This window comes from Ruminococcus sp. CAG:57, from assembly GCF_000435935.1.
GTDB lineage: Bacteria > Bacillota > Clostridia > Oscillospirales > Ruminococcaceae > Hominimerdicola > Hominimerdicola aceti.
The window spans coordinates 73,964-95,242 of the sequence record NZ_FR890688.1; the positions used below are offsets into that span (position 1 = coordinate 73,964).

Annotated in this window: 20 protein-coding genes and 1 pseudogene; 20 read left to right on the plus strand and 1 reads right to left on the minus strand. The window is 42.2% G+C overall.

The window, feature by feature from the left end; genetic code table 11:
- The first annotated feature begins 36 nt into the window (after nucleotides 1–36).
- From murB to QVO88_RS01405, 19 genes and pseudogenes are all read left to right on the plus strand, one after another.
- Complete coding sequence (murB, locus tag QVO88_RS01320; protein WP_022286733.1) at nucleotides 37–951, plus strand: UDP-N-acetylmuramate dehydrogenase; 915 nt, start codon at nucleotides 37–39, stop codon at nucleotides 949–951.
- Nucleotides 952–1,011: 60 nt separating this feature from the next.
- Nucleotides 1,012–1,869: an RNase adapter RapZ gene (gene rapZ / locus QVO88_RS01325; protein ID WP_022286734.1), complete on the plus strand. Its 858-nt coding sequence runs from the start codon at nucleotides 1,012–1,014 to the stop codon at nucleotides 1,867–1,869.
- Nucleotides 1,870–1,882: 13 nt separating this feature from the next.
- Entirely contained in the window at nucleotides 1,883–2,824 is a 942-nt protein-coding gene (whiA, locus tag QVO88_RS01330; protein ID WP_022286735.1) for a DNA-binding protein WhiA, read from the plus strand.
- A gap of 2 nt (nucleotides 2,825–2,826) precedes the next feature.
- Nucleotides 2,827–6,297, plus strand: coding sequence for a DNA polymerase III subunit alpha (locus QVO88_RS01335; RefSeq protein ID WP_022286736.1), 3,471 nt, complete (start codon nucleotides 2,827–2,829; stop codon nucleotides 6,295–6,297).
- Between the two features lie 2 nt (nucleotides 6,298–6,299).
- Nucleotides 6,300–6,467 carry a hypothetical protein gene (locus tag QVO88_RS01340; RefSeq protein WP_022286737.1) on the plus strand — a complete coding sequence of 56 codons (168 nt, stop codon included), beginning with the start codon at nucleotides 6,300–6,302 and terminating at the stop codon, nucleotides 6,465–6,467.
- Nucleotides 6,468–6,585: 118 nt separating this feature from the next.
- Complete coding sequence (locus QVO88_RS01345; protein ID WP_022286738.1) at nucleotides 6,586–7,872, plus strand: pitrilysin family protein; 1,287 nt, start codon at nucleotides 6,586–6,588, stop codon at nucleotides 7,870–7,872.
- The gene (locus tag QVO88_RS01350; protein ID WP_022286739.1) at nucleotides 7,865–9,139 is read left to right on the plus strand and encodes a pitrilysin family protein; all 1,275 of its coding nucleotides are present in this window, start codon (nucleotides 7,865–7,867) and stop codon (nucleotides 9,137–9,139) included. Before QVO88_RS01345 ends, QVO88_RS01350 begins: the two co-directional genes overlap by 8 nt.
- A gap of 41 nt (nucleotides 9,140–9,180) precedes the next feature.
- Entirely contained in the window at nucleotides 9,181–10,431 is a 1,251-nt protein-coding gene (lgt, locus tag QVO88_RS01355; RefSeq protein ID WP_022286740.1) for a prolipoprotein diacylglyceryl transferase, read from the plus strand.
- Complete coding sequence (gene folD, locus QVO88_RS01360) at nucleotides 10,432–11,286, plus strand: bifunctional methylenetetrahydrofolate dehydrogenase/methenyltetrahydrofolate cyclohydrolase FolD (RefSeq protein ID WP_022286741.1); 855 nt, start codon at nucleotides 10,432–10,434, stop codon at nucleotides 11,284–11,286. It abuts the gene before it with no gap.
- Between the two features lie 172 nt (nucleotides 11,287–11,458).
- Entirely contained in the window at nucleotides 11,459–11,725 is a 267-nt protein-coding gene (rpsO, locus tag QVO88_RS01365) for a 30S ribosomal protein S15 (protein WP_022286742.1), read from the plus strand.
- 177 nt (nucleotides 11,726–11,902) lie between these two features.
- Complete coding sequence (locus tag QVO88_RS01370) at nucleotides 11,903–14,017, plus strand: polyribonucleotide nucleotidyltransferase (RefSeq protein WP_022286743.1); 2,115 nt, start codon at nucleotides 11,903–11,905, stop codon at nucleotides 14,015–14,017.
- Nucleotides 14,018–14,133: 116 nt separating this feature from the next.
- A complete protein-coding gene (locus QVO88_RS01375; protein ID WP_022286744.1) occupies nucleotides 14,134–14,868 on the plus strand; it encodes a hypothetical protein in 735 nt (244 codons plus the stop codon).
- A 93-nt stretch (nucleotides 14,869–14,961) separates the two neighbouring features.
- Nucleotides 14,962–15,804: a zinc ribbon domain-containing protein gene (locus tag QVO88_RS01380; protein WP_022286745.1), complete on the plus strand. Its 843-nt coding sequence runs from the start codon at nucleotides 14,962–14,964 to the stop codon at nucleotides 15,802–15,804.
- A 142-nt stretch (nucleotides 15,805–15,946) separates the two neighbouring features.
- Nucleotides 15,947–16,291 carry a hypothetical protein gene (locus tag QVO88_RS01385; RefSeq protein ID WP_038671715.1) on the plus strand — a complete coding sequence of 115 codons (345 nt, stop codon included), beginning with the start codon at nucleotides 15,947–15,949 and terminating at the stop codon, nucleotides 16,289–16,291.
- Nucleotides 16,292–16,308: 17 nt separating this feature from the next.
- The gene (locus tag QVO88_RS01390) at nucleotides 16,309–18,555 is read left to right on the plus strand and encodes an ATP-dependent RecD-like DNA helicase (RefSeq protein WP_022286747.1); all 2,247 of its coding nucleotides are present in this window, start codon (nucleotides 16,309–16,311) and stop codon (nucleotides 18,553–18,555) included.
- Nucleotides 18,524–18,682: pseudogene (locus tag QVO88_RS12265) on the plus strand (double zinc ribbon domain-containing protein); the annotation flags it as partial. The gene QVO88_RS01390 and the pseudogene QVO88_RS12265, both read left to right, overlap by 32 nt.
- A 60-nt stretch (nucleotides 18,683–18,742) precedes the next feature.
- Nucleotides 18,743–19,246 carry a phosphoribosyltransferase family protein gene (locus QVO88_RS01395; protein WP_288177687.1) on the plus strand — a complete coding sequence of 168 codons (504 nt, stop codon included), beginning with the start codon at nucleotides 18,743–18,745 and terminating at the stop codon, nucleotides 19,244–19,246.
- 42 nt (nucleotides 19,247–19,288) lie between these two features.
- A complete protein-coding gene (locus QVO88_RS01400) occupies nucleotides 19,289–19,483 on the plus strand; it encodes a hypothetical protein (RefSeq protein WP_022286749.1) in 195 nt (64 codons plus the stop codon).
- Complete coding sequence (locus QVO88_RS01405; RefSeq protein WP_022286750.1) at nucleotides 19,473–19,730, plus strand: hypothetical protein; 258 nt, start codon at nucleotides 19,473–19,475, stop codon at nucleotides 19,728–19,730. Before QVO88_RS01400 ends, QVO88_RS01405 begins: the two co-directional genes overlap by 11 nt.
- Nucleotides 19,731–19,763: 33 nt before the next feature.
- Here QVO88_RS01405 and QVO88_RS01410 read toward each other — a convergent pair whose 3' ends face one another.
- The gene (locus QVO88_RS01410; protein WP_265290470.1) at nucleotides 19,764–20,570 is read right to left on the minus strand and encodes a mechanosensitive ion channel family protein; all 807 of its coding nucleotides are present in this window, start codon (nucleotides 20,568–20,570) and stop codon (nucleotides 19,764–19,766) included.
- A 234-nt stretch (nucleotides 20,571–20,804) separates the two neighbouring features.
- Between QVO88_RS01410 and QVO88_RS01415 the strand changes: the two genes are divergently transcribed.
- Nucleotides 20,805–21,257 (plus strand): OadG family transporter subunit, encoded by a 453-nt coding sequence (locus QVO88_RS01415; RefSeq protein WP_022286752.1) that lies wholly within the window; start codon nucleotides 20,805–20,807, stop codon nucleotides 21,255–21,257.
- Nucleotides 21,258–21,279: the final 22 nt, after the last annotated feature.

Below are 21,279 nucleotides of genomic sequence, written 5' to 3' on the forward strand. Positions count from 1 at the left end.
AGGAGAAGCCCTCACAAGGGCGTTTTACAGATATATATGAATACACAAAAGCTGCTTGATCTTGCCTCAGAGCTTGAATGTAATGTTGTCTACAACGAGCCGCTTTCAAAGCATACCACATTCCGCACAGGCGGAGCGTGCACTGCAATGGTGGATATAAGCTCAGAGGAAAGCCTTGCAAAACTTGTTAGAGCCGCACACGAATGGAACGTAAGATATATTGTTGTTGGAAATGGCTCAAATCTTTTATTTGACGATAAGGGCTATGAGGGAGTGGTGTTCCTCATGGGTCAGTCAGTGGACGAGATAAAAATGATGAACGAAAACACCATATACGCCGAGGCTGGGTGCAGCCTTATAAAGCTGTGCAGATTCGCTCTTGAGCATAACCTCACAGGACTTGAGTTTGCCTATGGCATACCGGGAACTGTGGGCGGTGCTATATATATGAACGCAGGTGCTTATGACGGTGAGATTAAAAACGTTATAACCTCTGCGAACTCCGTGAGGGCAGACGGTACTGTACATACTACAGAGGCAAATAAAATGGCTCTCAGCTATCGCAGTAGTTGCTATCAGAAAAACGGCGAAGTCATAACCTCAGGAGTGTTCAGACTTGAGGCAGGAGCGTATGACGATATTCAGGACAAAATGGTGGAGCTTATGGGCAGACGCCGTTCAAAACAGCCACTTGAATATCCAAGTGCAGGCTCGACCTTTAAAAGACCTGAGGGACAGTTTGCAGGAAAGCTCATTGAGGACTGTGGTCTGAGGGGATACACAGTGGGAGGAGCACAGGTGTCTGAAAAGCACTGCGGTTTTGTGGTGAACAAGGGTGGTGCAACAACTGAGGATATTATGTCGGTGATAAGACACGTTCAGCACATTGTCAAAGAGCAGACAGGCTATCTTCTTGAATGTGAGGTAAAGATAATACCTTACAAGGAATAATTTAAATAGGGATCAATAAGTGATGATTTTTTTCAGCTTTGTAAGAAAGGAATGAACGTTATGCAGTTTGTGATAATTACTGGTATGTCAGGATCGGGAAAATCAAGTGCCGTGAATGTGCTTGAAGATATAGGATATTACTGCGTTGATAATATGCCGCCTGAGCTTATCCCAAAGTTTGCAAACATATGCAGTCAGTCTGACGGAAAAATAGACAAGGTAGCGTTTGTTGTTGATATAAGAGGCGGCGATCTTTTTCTGAAGCTTCAAGACACAGTAAAGCAGCTTCAGGGCGAGGACGTGAGTCTTAAAATACTTTTCCTTGACAGTTCAGATGACGTTATCGTGAGAAGATACAAGGAAACAAGAAGAAAGCACCCTCTTGACGAGGTGTCATATGGAAACATAAGAAAAGCTATTGAAACTGAGCGTGAGATATTAAGACCTATAAAAGCACAGGCTGATTTTTATATAGACACGTCAAGAAGCTCAACAGCTCAATTTAAGGAAAGGCTTTATTCCATATTCCTTGGAAACAACGAGTTTATGCATATTGATGTTCAGTCGTTCGGGTTCAAGTTCGGTGCAATGAGCGAGGGCGACCTTGTATTTGACGTAAGGTGTCTGCCTAATCCGTTTTATGTACCTGAGCTTAAGAACAAAACAGGTCTTGACAAGGACGTTTATGATTATGTTTTGAGCTTTGACGAAGCCAAAGTGCTTCTAGGCAAGCTAACAGATCTTATCGACTATCTCATACCTCTTTACGAAAAAGAGGGCAAGTCACAGCTTGTTATAGCGTTCGGCTGTACGGGCGGAAAGCATAGGAGCGTTACCTTTGCAGAAGCAGTTGCGGAGCATCTGAGAAAGCAAGGTCACAGGATAAGAATAACACACAGAGATATAAATAATCAGTAAGGCGGTTTGAAAGTTGGAGGACGTATCCTTTTCATACAGAGCAAAAGAAGAAATAATCAGCAAGATAAATTCAAAGCCAAAGGCTGACGTGTGCATGATGGGTATGCTCACGTACTGTAACTGCCTGTCAGATGATGAGATATCTTTTCTCACTGAAAACAAAGCGGTAGCAGACTTTTTTGTGTTGAACACTGGCAGGATAACCGGTAATGAAAACGCAGTGTTAGTCACAGAGCAGAAAAAGCGAAACGGCGTTGTGCTTTATGCTTTGGATATTCCTGCGCGTGAGGACAGGCTCATGCTTCTTGACTATTTCAGAATGGATAAGAGCAGGCGTTTGGAAGAAGCTGACCTGCCTAAAGAGAAGTTTTATCCACAGCTTGTGGCTGGTATATTTCTTGCCTGCGGTTCGGTGAACAATCCTGAGAAAAAATATCATATGGAGTTCGTTATGCCAACGATAGAGCTTTGCAATGATTTTGGTATGCTGCTTATAGATAATTACGATATCACTCCAAAGCACGTTGAACGTAAGAACGCACAGATAGTTTACATAAAAGAGTCTGAGAATATCATAGATATGCTTACTCTTATGGGTGCGCCTATGTGTTCGCTTGAACTTATGAACGTAAAAATGATGAAAGATATGCGCAACAAGATAAACCGAGCGGTGAACTGCGATAACGCCAATATAGAGAAGTCGCTGAAAGCAGCGGAAAAGCAGATAAGCGATATCGAACTTATAGACGAGACAGTGGGGCTTTATTCTCTTCCTGATAATTTGCAGGAGATAGCTGAGCTTAGATATAATAACCCTGACTTCAATCTTAAAGATCTTGGTGCAGCCATAGATCCTCCTATCTCACGTTCGGGGGCAAACCACAGATTGCAGAAGATAGCAGAGATAGCTGACAGGATAAGAGTTGAAAAAGGTCTTGCACTGAAAGAGGAATAAAAATGCCTGAGTTTGTACATCTACATCTTCATAGTGAATATTCGCTCCTTGACGGCGCCTGCCGTATCAAGGAGCTTGTTTTGCGTGTAAAGGAGCTTGGACAGAAAGCAGTTGCGGTCACAGACCATGGAAATATGTTTGCGGCAGTGGAGTTTTACAACGAATGTCTTGCTCAGGGCATAAAGCCTATAATAGGCTGTGAGGTGTATGTTGCACCAAGAACACGATTTGACAAGCTAGCGAAGATAGACAGTTCGCCTTACCACCTTGTGCTTCTGTGTGAAAACAACGAGGGTTATCAAAATCTTATAAAGCTTGTGTCGGCGGCATATACAGAGGGCTTTTACAGCAAACCGAGAGTAGATGTTGAATTGCTTGAAAAATACCACAAGGGGCTTATCTGCTTGTCGGCTTGTCTTGCGGGTGAGATACCTAGAAAGCTGACAAATGGCGATTATGAGGCTGCAAAGCAGACTGCTCTTAAATATCGTGATATATTTGGCAGGGATAATTACTTTATAGAGCTTCAAAATCATAAGTTTGCAGACCAGCAGAGAATATTGCCTATGCTTATAAAGCTTTCACGAGAAACAGGAATACCGATGGTCTGCACTAATGACGCACACTATCTCAGACGTTCAGACGCTAATGCGCAACGTGTGCTAATGTGTATCTCAACAGGCACGACACTAGACGACCCAAGCAGGCTTGAATTTCCGACAAACGAGTTTTATGTAAAGTCAGCAGAAGAAATGGCGGAGCTTTTTCCTTCTCAGCCTGAGTCGCTGGAGAATACAGTAAAGATAGCTGACAGATGTAATGTAAGCTTTGAGTTTGGCAAAACAAAGCTTCCGTATTTCCATATAGACGGTGTTTCAGATAATGAAAAGTTTCTTCGTGATATGTGCATGAAAGGGCTTTATAAACGTTATGAAAATCCTACAAAAGAGGCTTTGAAACGTGTTGACTATGAGCTTGACGTCATAACGAGAATGGGATATACTGACTATTATCTTATAGTATGGGATTTCGTGCATTATGCAAAGACCCACGGTATACCTGTTGGTTGCGGACGTGGTTCAGGTGCAGGAAGTCTGTGTGCTTATTGTATTGGTATAACAGGCATTGACCCGCTGAAATATGATCTGCTCTTTGAGCGTTTTCTCAATCCAGAAAGAGTTTCCATGCCTGACTTTGATATAGATTTCTGCATGGAAGGCAGACAGCGTGTTATTGATTACGTTGTGGAGAAATACGGCTCTGACCATGTGGCGCAGATTGCGACCTTTGGCACACTTGCGGCAAAGCAGGCAGTGAGAGATGTGGCAAGGGCAATGGGTCTGCCTTATCAGACCGGAGATATGCTTGCAAAGAAAATACCAAGAGGTCAGCCACTTAAATATTCCATAGAGAATATACCTGAGCTTAGTTCCCTTTATAAGACTGATATGAAGGTACGACAACTTCTTGATATTGCCATGAGCGTCGAGGGTATGCCACGAAACGTGTCCACCCACGCAGCAGGCGTTGTTATCACAAAAGAGCCGGTTGACTTTTACGTTCCTCTCTATTCTCGTGACGGACAAGTTTCCACACAGTATACAATGACAGTGCTTGAACGATTGGGACTTCTTAAAATTGATTTTCTCGGACTCCGTAACCTTACCATTATAGACCACTGCCGAAAGCAGGTGATAGAAACTCACCCTGATTTTGACTTGGAGAAGATACCTCTTGATGACAAAAAGGTATATGAAATGCTGTCACAGGGCAAAACGGAGGGCGTTTTCCAGTTTGAAAGTGCGGGAATGACCGCAACTGTCATGAAGCTTCGCCCTGAAAGATTAGAGGACCTTATCGCTGTTATCTCTCTTTACCGCCCAGGACCTATGGACTCGATCCCAACATATATCCGAAACCGCCATGAACCTGACAGGATAGTGTATAAGCACCCATTGCTCAAAGGCATACTTGAAGTGACATACGGCTGTATAGTTTATCAGGAGCAGGTAATGCAGATATTCCGCACACTCGCAGGATATTCATACGGCAGAGCGGATATCGTAAGGAGAGCAATGGCTAAAAAGAAAGCGGCTGTTTTGGAAAACGAGCGAAAAGCGTTTATCTACGGTGAGAAAGGGCAGTGCTGTGGTGCAGTGGCAAACGGTGTGCCCGCTAATGTTGCCAATGAGATATTTGACGAAATGACCTCTTTTGCAAGCTATGCCTTTAACAAATCCCATGCGGCGGCTTATGCAACTATCGCATATCAGACAGCGTATTTAAAATGTCATTTCTATAAAGAATACATGGCGGCACTTATGACTATCACGCTTCTTGACAGCACCGATAAGCTTTACGGTTATATTGCAGACGTGAGCAAAAACGGTGTGAAGATATTGCCACTTGATATAAATAAGAGCGAAAGCGGTTTTGTGGCAGAGCCTGAGGGAATACGCTTTGCACTTCTTGCGGTTAAGTCGCTTGGTGAGGGGGCTATCGACAGGATAGTTTCTGAGCGTAAATCAGGTGGAGCGTTCCGTTCGCTTCAAGACTTTTGTACACGAGTTTCGGGCAGAGATATCCACCTGAGAACAGTGGAAGCACTTATAAAGAGTGGAGCTTTTGATGGTTTTGGATACACCAGACGTGAACATCTCAATGCTTGTGAGGACATAATGAAAAGCGTAACTCGGTCAGACGGAAATGTGATTGAGGGTCAACTTGACTTGTTTGGCATGGGTGCTGCTTTGCCAATGGAAAAGAAGATAGAACGTTGCGGCGAGTTTGACGAACAGCAGCTTCTTGAATTTGAGCATGAAGCTCTTGGTATGTATATATCAGCCCACCCTATAGACCGCTTTGAGTGTGTGATTTCAGCCGCAAGGTGCGTAACCTCTGCACAGCTCATAAAAGCCTGTACAGACGAGGGCGGAATGGCTGATAAACGTTTCGCTGATGGGGCGGAAGTAGACTATGCAGGAATGGTCAGGGGCAGAAAAATGCTAAAGACCAAAAAAGGCGATATGATGTGTTTTGTGGAGCTTGAAGACAAGTTCGGAACATTAGAGATAGTGGTTTTTCCGTCAGTTTTTCAAACTATGGGAGGCCTTATAAAAGACAGAGCGCTTCTGCACGTCAAAGGCAAGATATCATGCAAAGAGGAAGAAGAACCTAAGATACTTGCGGATATGCTCGAGCCTGTCGATAGATTTTGCTCATTACAGCTTCAAAGGGATATTTGCGTAAGGCTTGTTTCAAGAGATGCAGAGGGCATAAAGGCTGTTAGAACTATAGCCGAGAAATACAGAGCACAGACTGGTTCAAAATTTGCGGTATTTTTCAGCGATATACGCAAAATGACAGGCATAAAGTCTGTTCATGCTGTGAAAATGTGTCCTGAACTGCTTGTCAAACTTGAAAACAGACTGGGTGCTGAAAACGTGGTATTTATGGACAGAAAAGGAGAATAAAAATGGAGCCAAGAACATATAAGGTAACAAAAATTGACGGCGATTATGCACATCTTCTCAATGTGGACACAGGCGAAGATCTTCTTATGGCAAGAGCGCTTTTGCCTGACGAAACAGACGAGGGAACAATGCTTCATTGGGAAAATTTCATTTATACGGTAATAGAATAAGTGTATTTATGAAATTCTTGTGAAAAGTATGGAAATCTGCACAGGAATGTGATATACTATATTATTATCGTGTTATCACGAAAAATTTTAGCGTGAAAACGCTTGAAGGAGTAATCAAATGGCTGTATCTTATAGTAGGGAAGAACTCGGCAGAGGGATATCTCTTACAAGAATATATGACAAGAAATTCAAGTCAAACTGCGTGAAGATAGCGTTTATATCACCGCTGAACGAAAAAACAGCCTGCGTCAATGCAATGCTTCAAACAGTGCTTGTGACATCGAATGCGGAGATACCTTCACGAACAAAGCTTACTTCCACACTCACCGGGCTGTATGGTTCGAGCATAGGTACTAACTGTGGCACTATAGGCGACTATCAGTCTGTCGGTCTGTCTGCGAGCTTTATCGGCGACGATTATACTATAGACGGCGAAGTAATATCCGTTCAGGTGGTAAGACAGCTTTTGAACTGTCTGCTCAGACCTCACCTTGTTGACGGAAAGTTCTGTGAGAAGTATTTTACTTTGAGAAAGCAGGAGCTTATCGACGCTATTGTTGCCACTGTCAATGACAAGCGTGGCTATGCACTTTTGCAGGCGAAAAAGGTCATATTTGAGGGCGAGCCTGCGGCTGTGTCTGCAATTGGAACTGTGGAGCTTGCTGAGAACATAACTCAGGAGGATCTGTTAAGACAACACAAAAAGCTTCTTGAAAGTGCAAAGATAGAGATAACCATATCAGGCGGCGGAAACACGGCTGCTGCGGAAAATCTTATAAGAAATGAAATGGCTGCTCTTATAAGAGTTTCACCTGTGGAGAAGATAGACTACAGACACAATTCACCTGCAAAGGCAGAGCCTGTTTATAGAGAGCTTAAAATGCAGGTAATCCAAAGCAAAATGGTCATGGCATTCAAGTCTGATTATGAGGATATCTACACCGCAAAGCTTTTCTGTATGCTTCTCGGAGCAACGCCTTTTTCAAAGCTTTTTGCAAACGTAAGAGAAAAGATGAGCCTTTGTTATTATTGTTCCTCTGCATATGCCGACAGAAAGGGCACGCTTTTTATTGATAGTGGCGTTGAAAGCTGTAACATAGAAAAGGCAAAAAAAGCTATCGAAGAACAGCTCGAAGCCATATGTAATGGCGACTTCACAGAAGAGGAGCTTGAAAACACAAAGAAATCTCTATGCGGTGGCTTTAAGTCAAATTATGACAGCATATATGATATCATGGGTTGGTATGCTGCACAGAACACACGAAACACAGCTTTCACCCCTGAGGAGATAAACGAGCGGATAGCAAAGCTTACCCGTGAGGATATAATAAGCTGTGCAAAGACTTTTAAGCCTGATACTGTTTTCGTGATCAGGGGCGAGGAAGAGGAGGACTGTGATGAATAAGGAGATTGTAAAGAGCGAGCGACTGGGCGAGAGCTACAGCGTTTTTCATCACCCGTCAGGACTTGACGTGCTTGTGTGGAAAATGGAGGGCTTCACAACTACAGAAGCCATATTTGCCACAAAGTACGGCTCAATTTACAACTGTTTCAAGACCAAGGACAGCAAAGATTTCATCACTGTGCCTGAGGGCATAGCCCATTTTCTTGAGCATAAGCTTTTTGAAAATGAAGACACAGATGTTTTTGACTTATATGCAAAAACTGGTGCCAACGCAAATGCTTTCACGTCTTTTGATGAAACGGCATATACGTTCAGCTGCTCGGAAAACTGGGAGGATTCTCTTGAAATACTTCTTGACTTTGTTCAGAAGCCATATTTTACAGAGCAATCTGTGGCTAAGGAGCAGGGAATAATCGGTCAGGAAATAAAAATGTGTGCAGATTCTCCTGAAAGACAGTGCTTTTATAATCTGCTGAAAGCTCTGTATGTAAACCACCCTATAAAGATAGATATTGCAGGAACTGTTGATACTATTGCTGAGATAACTCCTGATCTTCTTTATAAGTGTTACTACACTTTCTATAATCTTCACAACATGGTTCTTGCCATTGCAGGAAATGTTGACGAGGATAAGGTCATGGAAATATGCGATAAAATGTTGAAGCCATGCGAGAATATGGAGCTTGAAACAAAGCTTCCTGATGAGCCTGAGAATGTAGCGCAGAAAAAGATATTTCAGAGCTTCCCTGTGGGTCTGCCACTTTTCAATATCGGCTTCAAGTGCAAGCCTTATGAGGGCAGAGAACTTTTCAAAAAGGCTGGAACAGCGTCAGTTGCGCTTCATCTGCTTATAGGCTCGTCTTCGCCACTTTATAAACAGCTTTTTGATGACGGACTGATAAATTCGCAGTTCGGCGTGGAAGTTTTCACAAGCGGTGGCGTGTTCTCGCCAATAATATCAGGTGAATCCCATGACCCCGAAGAGCTTTATCGCCGTTATCTAGCGGAGATAGAACGTGTAAAGACAGAGGGCTTTGACAAGTCGCAGTTTGATATGATAAAGCGTTCTATGTACGGCGAAATAGTAAGAGGAATGAATAATCCTGAAAGAGCAGCAGATTATCTTGCAGAAAGCTATTTTGAAAACTCTGACGCTTTCTATGAAGCACAGGTTCTTGCAGAAATGACTGTGGAGGATTGCGAAAACGCCGTAAGAGAAATGTTCGACCCTGAAAAGTCGTCTATCTCCGTGGTAGATAATAAGTAGGTATTTTGAGCTACAGGCTCAGTGAAAGGAATGATAAATTTATGACAGCATTGCAGTTTCTTGCCGACTCTACGGCAAATGACGCAATAAGGGAAAAACTCAGAGAGTTTCCGAACAGAGTTTATTTTCCCAATTTCGGAAAGGGTGACAATATCTTCAAAGAGGGTATTGATATCGACAGAGTGCTTTTTACAGTGCCAGGCACGAATTTCAAGATATATTGGTATGGTTTTTTAATAACCATCGGTATTCTTCTTGCGATGATATACGGCTTCAGAAGAATGAAGACCGTAGGCATCGACCCTGATAGAGCGACAGATTCCGTTATCGGCGGACTTATCGGAGCTATCTTTGGCGCAAGATTTTATTATATCATCTTTAATACAGAGGGCATGAAATTCTCAGAGTTTTTCGATATTCGTGACGGAGGTCTTGCTATCTACGGCGGACTTATCGGTGCGATAATCGTGGGTGGAATTATAGCAAAAGTAAGAAAGCTGAAGCTTACTGCGCTTCTTGATGTGGTCGCACCATGTTTTCTTATCGGTCAGTGTATCGGACGTTGGGGCAACTTCTTCAATCAGGAGGCTTTCGGTGCAAATACAAAGCTTCCTTGGGGCATGATAAGCAACACCACAATGGAATATATCTCAAACCATTATGACGAACTTGGCGGCAAAGTGTCGGCTCTTGACCCTATCCACCCATGCTTCCTTTATGAATCTATTTGGTGTCTTATTGGATTTATAATCCTGCATTTCTATCTTAAACACCGCAAGTTTGACGGCGAAGTATTCCTTATGTACACAGGCTGGTACGGTCTGGGAAGATTTTTCATCGAGGGTCTGAGAACAGATTCGCTCTATCTTGGAAACATAAGAGTATCACAGCTTGTTGCAGGCACTTGTGTTCTTGCTTCACTTGTACTTATAATCGTGTTCAGAGGTATCACAAAGAGAAACAGCGATTATAAACTGTTCGTTGACACTGAGCTTTCAAAGGCACAGCTTGAACAGTATAACAGCTACAATGATATCCAGAAAGAGAAGAAAGAACTTAAGCACAAGATAAAGGAAGCCAAGGATAAGGGTGAGAGCTTTATTGAGCTTCAAAAAGAATATGACGAAAAATTCGGCAAGCAGGCTCAAAAAGACAAGATTAAAGAAGCCGAGGAAAAGGACAAGGAGTCACACACCAAAGCTGAGACAGAGTATAAGTCTATCCTTGGTGACGATAACGACGAGGACCGCGAAGTAAAAGATACAGATGAAAAGGATACGGAGGAAGAATAAATGGGACAGATAATTGACGGCAAGGCAGTATCAGCCAAGGTCAAGGAAGAAATAAGACTTGAAACAGAGAAGCTTAAAGAGCAGGGCATAGAGATAGGTCTTGCAGTGGTCATCGTCGGTGATGACCCTGCTTCTCAGGTTTATGTAAGAAACAAGGAAAAGGCTTGCGAAACTGTGGGCTTTAATTCATTCAAGTATGCTCTCCCTGCGGAAACAACAGAAGAAGAGCTTCTCGACCTTGTCAAAAAGCTCAATGATGATGACAGAGTGGACGGAATACTCGTTCAGCTCCCATTGCCAAAGCACCTTGACGATAAAGTGATAATAAATAACATCAGACCTGACAAGGACGTTGACGCTTTCCACCCTGTAAATGTGGGCAAAATAATGATAGGCGATTACAGTTTTCTGCCATGCACACCTGCTGGTGTTATGGAGCTTATCAAGTCAACAGGCACTGACATTGCAGGCAAGGAGTGTGTAGTGGTTGGCAGAAGCAATATCGTTGGTAAGCCACAGGCTATGTTGCTTTTGCATAATAACGGCACTGTTACTATCTGCCATTCAAAGACAAAAGATCTTAAAGAAGTTTGTCAGAGAGCAGATATCCTAGTTGCTGCTGTTGGCAGACCAAAGATGATAACCGCTGATTATATCAAGGAGGGTGCAGTAGTTATCGACGTTGGTATGGATCGTGATGAAAACGGCAAGCTTTGCGGTGACGTTGATTTTGAGGACTGCAAGGATAAGGCTTCATTTATCACACCTGTTCCAGGCGGAGTTGGCCCTATGACCATTGCAATGCTTATGAGAAACACACTCACAGCAGGCAAGGCTCATCACGGCATAGGATAGTTGTAAAATTTCTGTTAAGACTATTTACAATTTGTCTGAAATAATGTATAATATATGAGTTGCTTACTGCAACATATCCATGCAACAGAATATGGGTCACGCCCGCAAGTGGGAAAGTTACCTGCCATATTCTTTTACATCGGAAATATTTTAACGAAAGAGGTACAAAAAAATGCTTAGAAAAGACGAAAAGACAGCTGTTATCGAAGCTAACAGAACTCACGAAACAGACACAGGTTCACCTGAGGTACAGATCGCTATCCTTACAAAGAGAATCAGCGACCTTACAGAACATCTTAAGACACACAAGAAGGACAATCACTCAAGAAGTGGTCTGTTCAAGATGATCGGTAAGAGAAGAAATCTTCTCAACTACCTCAAGAAGAAGGATATCGAAAGATATAGAGCTACTATCGAAAAGCTGGGTATCCGTAAGTAATCATGTAACTGACATCAAGGCAGAGGCATTTATTGCCACTGCCTTTTGGTGTTTATTTGAACTGTTGGTGAAAGGTAACTTAGCATTAAACAGAATGTATGAAGCTCGTATGTCCTGTTTATTGCTAATGCTTTCACCATACAGAAAAAACTAAATTTCTAAAATGGAGGAAAGACAATGTTTGAGAATTTCAAAACTTTTGAAACGACATATGCAGGCAGACCTGTAGTAGTCGAAACAGGTAAGACCTGCGGACTTGCTAACGGCTCTTGCTGGGTAAGATACGGTGAAACGGTTGTAATGGCTAACGTTACAGCTTCCGCAAAGCCAAGAGAGGGTGTTGACTTTTTCCCACTTTCAGTTGACTTTGAGGAGAAAATGTATGCAGTAGGCAGAATACCAGGTTCTTTCACAAAGAGAGAAGGCAAGGCTTCTGACAAGGCTATCCTTGCTTCAAGATGTGTAGACAGACCTATCAGACCTCTTTTCCCAAAGGATATGAGAAATGACGTTTCAGTTGTTATGACAGTTCTTTCTGTTGACCCTGACAACTCACCTGAGATCACAGGTATGATAGCTACATCTATTGCACTTTCCATCTCTGATATTCCATGGAACGGCCCAGTTGCATCTATCAACGTAGGTTACGTTGACGGCGAGCTGGTGCTCAACCCAACTCTTGAGCAGAGAGCTAAGAACAGACTTAACCTTACAGTTGCAGGTTCAGCTGAAAAGATAGTAATGATCGAAGCAGGTGCTGACCAGATACCTGACGATCTTATGCTCAAGGCTATCATGACAGGTCATGAAGAGATAAAGAAAATGGTAGCTTTCATCAACGATATCAAGGCTCAGATCGGTAAGCCTAAGTTTGAGTTTGAGTCAATGGAAGTTGACCATGATCTGTTCGACGCTGTTGAAGCAATGGTAGGCGAGCAGGTAAAGGTTGCTCTTGATACAGATGATAAGAATGTAAGAGACGCAAGACTCCAGCCAATAATCGACGCTGTTCATGAGAAGTTCGATGAGCAGTGCGAGGATAACACAGCTGTTCTTGACGAAGTTATGTATAAGCTCCAGAAGAAGATAGTTAGAAACTGGCTCTATGAGGGCAAGCGTGTTGACGGCAGAGGTATCGACGAGATAAGACCACTTGCTGCTGAAGTTGGCGTTCTCCCAAGAGTACACGGTTCAGGTATCTTCACAAGAGGTCAGACACAGGTAATGACTATCGCAACACTTGGCCCTGTTTCAGACGCTCAGAAACTTGACGGTATCGACGAGGAAACTTCCAAGAGATATATGCACCAGTACAATTTCCCTTCATATTCTGTTGGTGAAACAAGACCTTCAAGAGGCCCGGGAAGAAGAGAGATAGGTCACGGCGCACTTGCTGAGAGAGCACTCGTTCCGGTTATCCCTTCTGTTGAAGAGTTCCCATATGCTATCAGATGCGTATCTGAGGTGCTTTCTTCAAACGGTTCTACATCGCAGGGTTCTATCTGTGGTTCTACACTTGCACTTATGGACGCAGGCGTTCCTATCAAAGAGCCTGTTGCAGGTATTTCATGCGGTCTTATCACTAAGGAGGACGGCAGCTGGATGACTATGGTAGACATTCAGGGCCTTGAGGACTTCTACGGCGATATGGACTTTAAGGTAGGCGGTACAAAGAACGGTATCACAGCTATTCAGGTGGATATCAAGGTAGACGGTCTGACACCTGAGATAATCGCAAGTGCTTTTGAAAAGACAAGAAAAGCAAGAATGTATATTCTTGATGAGATAATGCTCAAGGCTATCCCTGCTCCTCGTGCTGAGGTAAGCAAGTGGGCACCTAAGATGCTGGCAACAAAGGTACCGGTTGACAAGATCAGAGAAGTTATCGGTTCAGGCGGAAAGGTAATTCAGAAGATCTCTGCTGAGTGTGACGTTAAGATAGACATATCTGAGGACGGTAGCGTATTCGTTTCAGGTATAGACAAGGAAAAGGCTGAACAGGCAATCAATATCATTAATACTATCGCTAATGACCCTGAGATAGGTGCTATCTACAGAGGTAAGGTAGTAAAGATCATGAACTTTGGTGCTTTCGTTGAGATAGCTCCTGGTAAGGACGGTTTGGTACACATTTCTAAGCTTGACAAATCAAGAGTAGAAAAGGTCGAGGACGTTGTTTCTGTTGGCGACGAGATCGTTGTTAAGGTAATGGAAATAGACGATCAGGGCAGGATCAATCTTTCAAGAAAAGACGCTCTTGCTGATATCGAAGCTAAGAAGAACGCTAAGTAATAAGTTTTTAAGAGCGGGCGGCTATGTGCTGTCCGCTTTTTTGTTGACAAATTTGTTGACAAAAAAGAAGAAGTATGTTAATATAAAAGTAATAAATTTTTATAGGGGGTATCTTTATGAGATGTACAGTATGCGGGTGCGATATTCTGCCTAACAGCATTTGCTGTCAGAATTGTGGCACAAGAGTTATTGAAATGACAGGGGTAAATTCGGCACAGTCGAGGTATGGCAATAGTTTCAATAATAGCTTTAACAATGGCTTTGACAATAGCCTTAACAGCAATGTGAGGGCAGTGGGAAAGAATATGTCTATAGGCAAAAAGGTGCTTATCCTTTTGCTGGCATTGTTTGTGGGCGCAGCTATCGGTTTTGGATATTGGTACTATCACAATGTTTCAACCCATACCATTAGAGAGGAGAACTTTAGCGTTGAACTGCCAAGGTCACTTGAAAAGGAAACCACAATAGATTATGCGGCACAGAGCAGTGATGGAACTGTAAAAGCCAACGGAAAGTACGCCGATGTTAATAGCGATTTTCAGTATATGATCCTTGATTACTCTTCACTTGCCGGCGAAACAACGGATATTCTTACTGAGAAACTGTTTGTCACCTACATGAAGGGCAATTTGAAAAGTCAGTTTGGAAGCAGCTATAAAGAAGTGTATGCTGATGGTAACAAGCTTAAAATGACCTATCGTGCAAAAACGGGCGACGAAGTTTATAACTATGCTTTATGCAAAAAGTCAGGTTATAAATATTATTGGTTTGTTTTTGGCTGTAAGGCTGATGAAAAGGATTTCTATGACCCAAAATTTGAAAAGTGGGCAAGTACTATCCATATCAATTAATACAAAATTTATAAAATCGATTTGTTAAATTATTGACATAATAAACAGCATATGTTAGAATAAAAGCATAAATTATATGAGGGAGAAAAGAATATGAAATGTCCTATTTGTTCGGCAAAGATCAGTGATACTGACGCTTTTTGTCCTAATTGTGGGTCGGCTGTGAAGTCTGAAACAAGCGGTTATATGGATTCTATCGACACATCAAACCTTGGTGAGAATGTTGGCTTTGGCAAGCGCAACACAACAGGAGCACAACCTGTGAATGCAGTACCTCAGCAGAATTATGCTCAGGGTCAGCAGTCTTATGGTCAGCCACAGAACGGCTACGCTCAGCAGAGTTATCCGCCTCCGCAGAATGGCAATGCTCAAACTCCATACGGCAGTGCATATGAGCCTTACAAGATAGCGCCTGTTACATCTGCTAAAAAGGGTATACCAAAGCCTTTGATGTCAGTTCTTGTGTTTATCCTAGCGTTCTTGGTGGCTTTCGGCGTGAGATATTTTTACAAAAACACAGCTACTAAAACATTGCAGGGTACGGGATATACAATGACCGCTCCTGCGGATATTAAGAAATCTAGCAGTACAAATCTGTATGCCCTTGATAGCTTCTCCAACAACGAGGTGGGCATAAACGCTGTTAAGCTTTCATATTCTGATATTGCACTTTACGGCTATGGCAAGGGCGAGTCTGCATCGGATATCTTTGATTTTATCCTTGAAAACGGCTCAACAACCTTGAAAATAACAGGCAAGGATTCAAAATATATTTATTATACCCAGAGCATAGGAGATAAACATTATTATGGCATGAGTTCTATAACAGAGGGCAACGGTGGCTACTACATTTTTGATTTTCTCTGCGAGCAGAAAAATAAGTCAAAGTATGAAGATAAGTTCAAGGATTGGGCTGCTTCAGTTGAGATAAAGTAAATAATTCAAGCTGTCCTTCGGGGCAGCTTTTTTGTTTTGCATAAAAATCTTGCTTTTTTCGTCAAAAAGGTGTAAAATGAATCATATGACACAAAATCTGCTTTCCGCATAAAATGTACTAATAATATGTGGAGGTGATCTTGTGTTGAATCTTATACTTCTTCTGGCTCTTGTGCTGGCGGTCGTTATTTGGTTTTGGGTGAAATGGTATAAGGTGCGAAATGTTGGCAAGCGTGGAGGATATTTGCTTATCCCATGTAAAAAGAATACACGTGAGCTTGAACATATGGTAAAAAGCTGTTATTGGGAGGAGTTTTTTCAGCCTGAATATTATGGGAGAGAAATAATCCTCGTTCAGCTTGACAAAAGCGAGATAAATTATGTTTCAAAGCGTTTGGAACAGGATTATAGCATCGTTCACTGTGTTGATATAACTGAACTTGCAGATTTTATCAAGCGCAGAGAGCTGAAATGCCATGAAAAATAGATCATTCGGAGAATAATATGGAAGATTTAAAGACCCTCAAGGGTGAGGTTGACAGCATAATATTTAAAAGTGAGGACACAGGCTTCTGTGTGCTTATGCTTAACTGTGACAATGACCTTATCACAGTTGTTGGCGAAATGGGTGACGTTGAGGAGGGCGAAGATCTCGTTGTGACAGGGGAGTTCACTTCACATCAGAAATTCGGCGAGCAGTTCAAGGTGCATATCTTTGAGCGTTCTTTGCCTACTACCTCTGCAGCGATTCAGCGTTATCTTGCAAGCGGTGCTATATCAGGCGTAGGGCCTGTACTTGCAAAAAAGCTTGTGAACAAGTTCGGGGACGATACCCTTGACATAATAGAAAATTCTCCCGACAGGCTCACGGAGATAGACGGGATAACAGTTAAAAAAGCGGAAAAAATATCTCAGGAGTTCAAAACCACTTTTGCCGCAAGGTCTCTTATGTCATATCTTAACAAATTCGAGATAGAAACTTCTTATGGCATAAAGGCGTGGAAGCGTTGGGGCAACACTGCCGAGCAGATTATAAAATCAAACCCTTATGTGCTTTGTATTCAGGGCGTCGACCTGTCATTTTCCCGTGCGGACGCAGTTGCGGCAAAGTCTGATATCCCTGCTGACAGCGAGTGCAGGATAAAGGCAGGCATTACATATATTCTAAGACAAAACGCTGACCAAGGTCATACCTGCCTGCCTTTAGATAGCCTTGTGAAAACAGCGGTAAGTTATCTTGATGTTGATGAAAAGCTTATAAAAAAAGTAATCGAGGATGAAACTGAGGAGGAAAACCTCTACTATTACGATAAGCATGGCAGACGTTTTGTTATGCTTGCAGATTTTTACAAAGCTGAGGACTACATAGCAAGGCGACTTGCCATAATGCGGCAGATCTCTTATGACAATAAGATAGATTTTTCCGAAGTAATTGATCTTGAAGAGGAAAATAATGGCATACAATATGAAAAAATACAGCGTGAAGCCATAAATCTTGCACTGTCAAAGGGTTTTCTTGTGCTGACGGGAGGGCCAGGTACAGGAAAGACCACAACGCTCAACGCTATAATTTCTCTTTATCAGCAGCAAGGGCTTAACGTTATGATATGTGCACCAACAGGCAGAGCCGCAAAAAGGCTTTCTGACCTTACGGGATTTGACGCAAAAACTATCCACAGGCTTCTTGAAGTGAAGCATACAAGCGGTGACACACTTGCGTTTATACATGATGAAAACAATCTTCTCGATTGTGACGCTTTGATAATCGACGAGATGTCCATGGTGGATTCTTGCCTTTTTGAAGCCGTTTTGAGAGCCATAAGCGTTACCTGCAAGCTCGTTCTGGTGGGGGACAGCGATCAGCTTCCGTCAGTAGGTGCAGGAAATGTGTTAAAGGATATTATTGACAGCGGAGTAATGTCTGTTGTAACACTAAAAGAGATCTTCAGACAGGCACAGGAGTCTGAGATTGTTATGAACGCCCATAAGATAGTAAACGGCGAGCATATCGACCTGGCCAGCAAGGACAAGGATTTCTTTTTTATGCAACGGCTTGAATATGGAGAACTTCAGGATCTTGTGGTGGAGCTTTGCAAAACAAGACTGCCAAAAGCCTACGATTACTCGCCCATAGACGACATTCAGGTGCTTTCGCCTACACGAAAAGGTCCTGCGGGTACTGTGGAACTAAACAAGCGTCTACAGCAGGAGCTTAATCCTCCTGCCGCAGGAAAATCAGAGGTCAAGACCCCTGTTTATACTTTCAGAAAAGGTGACAAGGTCATGCAGACCAAGAATGATTATGAAATTCTTTGGAAAAAGTATATAACCGAGGACAAGACCGAAAGTGGCGCAGGCATTTTTAACGGCGATATAGGCATAATAATTGCAGTGAACAAGATACTTAAAACTGTGACTATAGATTTTGAAGGCAGAATAGCTGTCTATGACAAGCAAATGCTGGATAATCTGGAGCTTGCCTATGCCATAACAGTGCATAAAAGCCAAGGTTCTGAGTTTGATGTTGTCATTCTCACTGTATTCGGTGGATTTGACAAGCTTTATTACAGAAATCTTCTTTATACGGCTGTGACAAGAGCCAAAAGAATGCTTATAATAGTTGGCTCGAAAAAGCGTGTTGATTTTATGATAGATAATAATAAACGCACTTTGAGGTATACTGCGCTTAAAAATATGCTAATGGAGCTTGTAGAGGGTGATGACAGTGGTCAGCAGACGCTTGATATATAAATTTCTGCTTGATTTTGTTTATCCTAATCGTTGCCCTATATGTGGAAGTTTTATAAAATGGGACGAGCTTTTGTGCAAAAATTGTGAATGTAAGCTGCCTTTTCATAAAAAAAAATTGTGCGAAAAGTGCGGCAAGGATAAGTGCCTAGATCATGATTCACTACATTTTGATAGCATTTATACTCTTATGAGATATGAAGATATCTGCGTGAAAGCAATACATCAGCTTAAAGACGACAGACAGCTTAATTTTGCGGAATATTCTGCGAAGCTTCTGGGTAATGTGCTAAGAAAAAATGGTATCGCACAGCAGGCGGATATCATCACATCAGTGCCAATGCACAGATCAAAACGCCGTAAAAGAGGATATGATCAGGCACAAAAGCTTGCACACTTTACGGCTATGGAGCTTGGGATAAGAGAAGATCATCGTCTACTTGGACGGACAAGGGATACTGCAGAACAGCATACTTTGACTGCCGCTCAACGAAAAACTCATGCGGAGGATATTTATTATTCTCTAGCGAAACACGCTGACATAAAAGGCAAAAATATACTGCTATTTGATGATGTTTACACAACAGGTTCAACGCTTAACGTGTGCAGCGGACTGCTAAAGAAAATGGGTGCTAAAAAGGTGTTTTGTGCTGCAATAGCCACAACGCTTCTTGATGAAAAGCATAAAGAATAAAACAGGCCGCCTTCGGTATAATAATATCGGGAGGCGGTCTTTATGATAACTGAGGAACAGTTTGCGGCGATAAAAAGACTTATCGTGTCTGAAAACTGCATGATAGACAGGTTTGAGCATTATGTGAGTGAGATAAAAGAGCCGCAGCTAAAGGAAGATATGCAAAAGCTTACAGCGGCTTTGAAAAATCAGCGTTCAGGGTTGCTCACAAGTCTGGAGGATAACAATGGTAACTGACGGAAATATAATAAAAGAAGCAAGATTTTTTGTCAAGGCGTATTCAAAGGAGTTTTGTCAGACCTACAGTGATCTATGCGGAAGTCCTTTTGCGGAGTGTATAAAAAGTGCGCTTGACGGTCAGCTTAGAATAGCAGAGAAGCTCGAAAGTCTTGAAAAAACATACTGTGACAAAACCAAGCTACCAATTGCAGACAGTATTGATGTGAACAGATTTTTATATAAGAACAGGGAAGATATGAGGTAAAAAAGTCCGCAGATGCTGGCCTGCGGACTTTTGTTATTTTGATATATGTACGTCAAGTTGGTCGAATGGTATAGAAATGCCGTTTGCGTCAAAGCGTTCCTTTGCCTCTTTGAGAAATTTGTATCGTATCTCCCAGTAAGCATCGGTCGGTATCCATACACGCATGATAAGGATTATAGCACTTGCGCCATGCTCGCAGACAGCCACAAGCGGCTTGTCAGGCTCGTTTATTACCCTTGGCTCATCATTGAGCATTTCTCTGAGAATAGCCATTGCCTTGTTGTGGTCGTCATTGTAGCTGATAGAGAATTTCAGTTCAAGGCGACGTTTGTCGTCAGCAGTTATATTCGTAATAGTCGATTGTGAAACAACTCCGTTTGGTATAAATATCATCTTATTCTCAAGGGTCTTTAAGGTGGTGTAAAGTATAGAGATAGCGTCAACAGTTCCCTCTGAGTCGCCTATTTTTACATAATCACCGCATTTAAAAGGCTTTGAAAAAAGTATGATAAAGCCGCCTGCGACGTTTGAAAGACTGTTTTGAAGAGCAAGACCGATAGCAAGACCTGCTGCACCGATAGTTGCGACTATTGATGACATAGGTACTTGAAGTGCAGAAAGTGCCATTACTATTATTATAATAAGTAATACAGTGTGTACCACAGATGTGAGAAATTTATGTATAGTCACGTCTGTTCGACGCATGCTCAAACCTTTGTGCATGACCTTCAAAACAAGCTTGTCAAGAAGTATTCCTAAAAGAAAAATAACAGCCGCAGCTATAAGATGTGGGGTAAATTTCTCAAGCCAATTCAAAAATCTGTCAGACAAAAAAATCATCTCCGTAACATTATTATGTAAAGATATTATAACATCTTAACATGATATTTGCAAGTGTTCCCAATATATAAGTTTTTTGCGTATTTATGCACTTTTATCAGAAATCATAACAAAAATAGGTGTTGACTTGGAGATAATTTTGTGAAAAAAATGTGGGAAAAAGTCTTGCTATTTGTGTGGCTTTGGTGTATAATAATATTAAGTTTTATTATACTTACAGTAAGGAGAATTTTTATGATCAATTTTCTTAACACTGCAGCTCAGATGGTTGCGGCAAAGAGTACGATCAGTCCTGATCAAAAAGATCTGGGTGCTGGAACTGTTGCCTCTGTCGTTATCACAGGTTTAGTTGTGGTATTTATCGGACTTGTTCTGCTTATTCTGCTTGTGTCGATATACGGCAAGTTATTTGACGTTATCAACGGCAGAGCTGCAAGAAAGGCTGAAGAGGCAAAAAAAGCTGCTGAAGCTGCAAAGGCTGTTGCTAAGCCAGAGCCAATAAAGGCTGCTGCTCCTGTTGTAGAAGACGGCATTGAAGAAGAAACAGTTGCTGTTATCATGGCTGCAATTTCGGCTATGAGCAGTGCAGAGGGCAAGAAGCTCGTTCTTAAGAGCGTTAAAACTGCCAAGCCTCAAAGACCTGCATGGTCTACCGCAGGCATAATAGACAATACAAGACCATTTTAGTGCAGTTGACGTGAAAGGAACG

Bases quoted from the DNA above. Each gene is read 5' to 3' on its own strand.
- QVO88_RS01350 (WP_022286739.1), top strand. From the start codon at position 7,865: ATGAATAAGGAGATTGTAAAGAGCGAGCGACTGGGCGAGAGCTACAGC.
- QVO88_RS01380 (WP_022286745.1), top strand. From the start codon at position 14,962: ATGAAATGTCCTATTTGTTCGGCAAAGATCAGTGATACTGACGCTTTT.
- QVO88_RS01375 (WP_022286744.1), top strand. From the start codon at position 14,134: ATGAGATGTACAGTATGCGGGTGCGATATTCTGCCTAACAGCATTTGC.
- QVO88_RS01415 (WP_022286752.1), top strand. From the start codon at position 20,805: ATGATCAATTTTCTTAACACTGCAGCTCAGATGGTTGCGGCAAAGAGT.
- QVO88_RS01390 (WP_022286747.1), top strand. From the start codon at position 16,309: ATGGAAGATTTAAAGACCCTCAAGGGTGAGGTTGACAGCATAATATTT.
- QVO88_RS01405 (WP_022286750.1), top strand. From the start codon at position 19,473: ATGGTAACTGACGGAAATATAATAAAAGAAGCAAGATTTTTTGTCAAG.
- QVO88_RS01410 (WP_265290470.1), bottom strand. From the start codon at position 20,570: ATGATTTTTTTGTCTGACAGATTTTTGAATTGGCTTGAGAAATTTACC.
- rpsO (WP_022286742.1), top strand. From the start codon at position 11,459: ATGCTTAGAAAAGACGAAAAGACAGCTGTTATCGAAGCTAACAGAACT.
- murB (WP_022286733.1), top strand. From the start codon at position 37: ATGAATACACAAAAGCTGCTTGATCTTGCCTCAGAGCTTGAATGTAAT.
- QVO88_RS01400 (WP_022286749.1), top strand. From the start codon at position 19,289: ATGATAACTGAGGAACAGTTTGCGGCGATAAAAAGACTTATCGTGTCT.
- QVO88_RS01340 (WP_022286737.1), top strand. From the start codon at position 6,300: ATGGAGCCAAGAACATATAAGGTAACAAAAATTGACGGCGATTATGCA.
- folD (WP_022286741.1), top strand. From the start codon at position 10,432: ATGGGACAGATAATTGACGGCAAGGCAGTATCAGCCAAGGTCAAGGAA.
- lgt (WP_022286740.1), top strand. From the start codon at position 9,181: ATGACAGCATTGCAGTTTCTTGCCGACTCTACGGCAAATGACGCAATA.
- QVO88_RS01370 (WP_022286743.1), top strand. From the start codon at position 11,903: ATGTTTGAGAATTTCAAAACTTTTGAAACGACATATGCAGGCAGACCT.
- QVO88_RS01395 (WP_288177687.1), top strand. From the start codon at position 18,743: ATGAGATATGAAGATATCTGCGTGAAAGCAATACATCAGCTTAAAGAC.
- QVO88_RS01345 (WP_022286738.1), top strand. From the start codon at position 6,586: ATGGCTGTATCTTATAGTAGGGAAGAACTCGGCAGAGGGATATCTCTT.
- rapZ (WP_022286734.1), top strand. From the start codon at position 1,012: ATGCAGTTTGTGATAATTACTGGTATGTCAGGATCGGGAAAATCAAGT.
- QVO88_RS01335 (WP_022286736.1), top strand. From the start codon at position 2,827: ATGCCTGAGTTTGTACATCTACATCTTCATAGTGAATATTCGCTCCTT.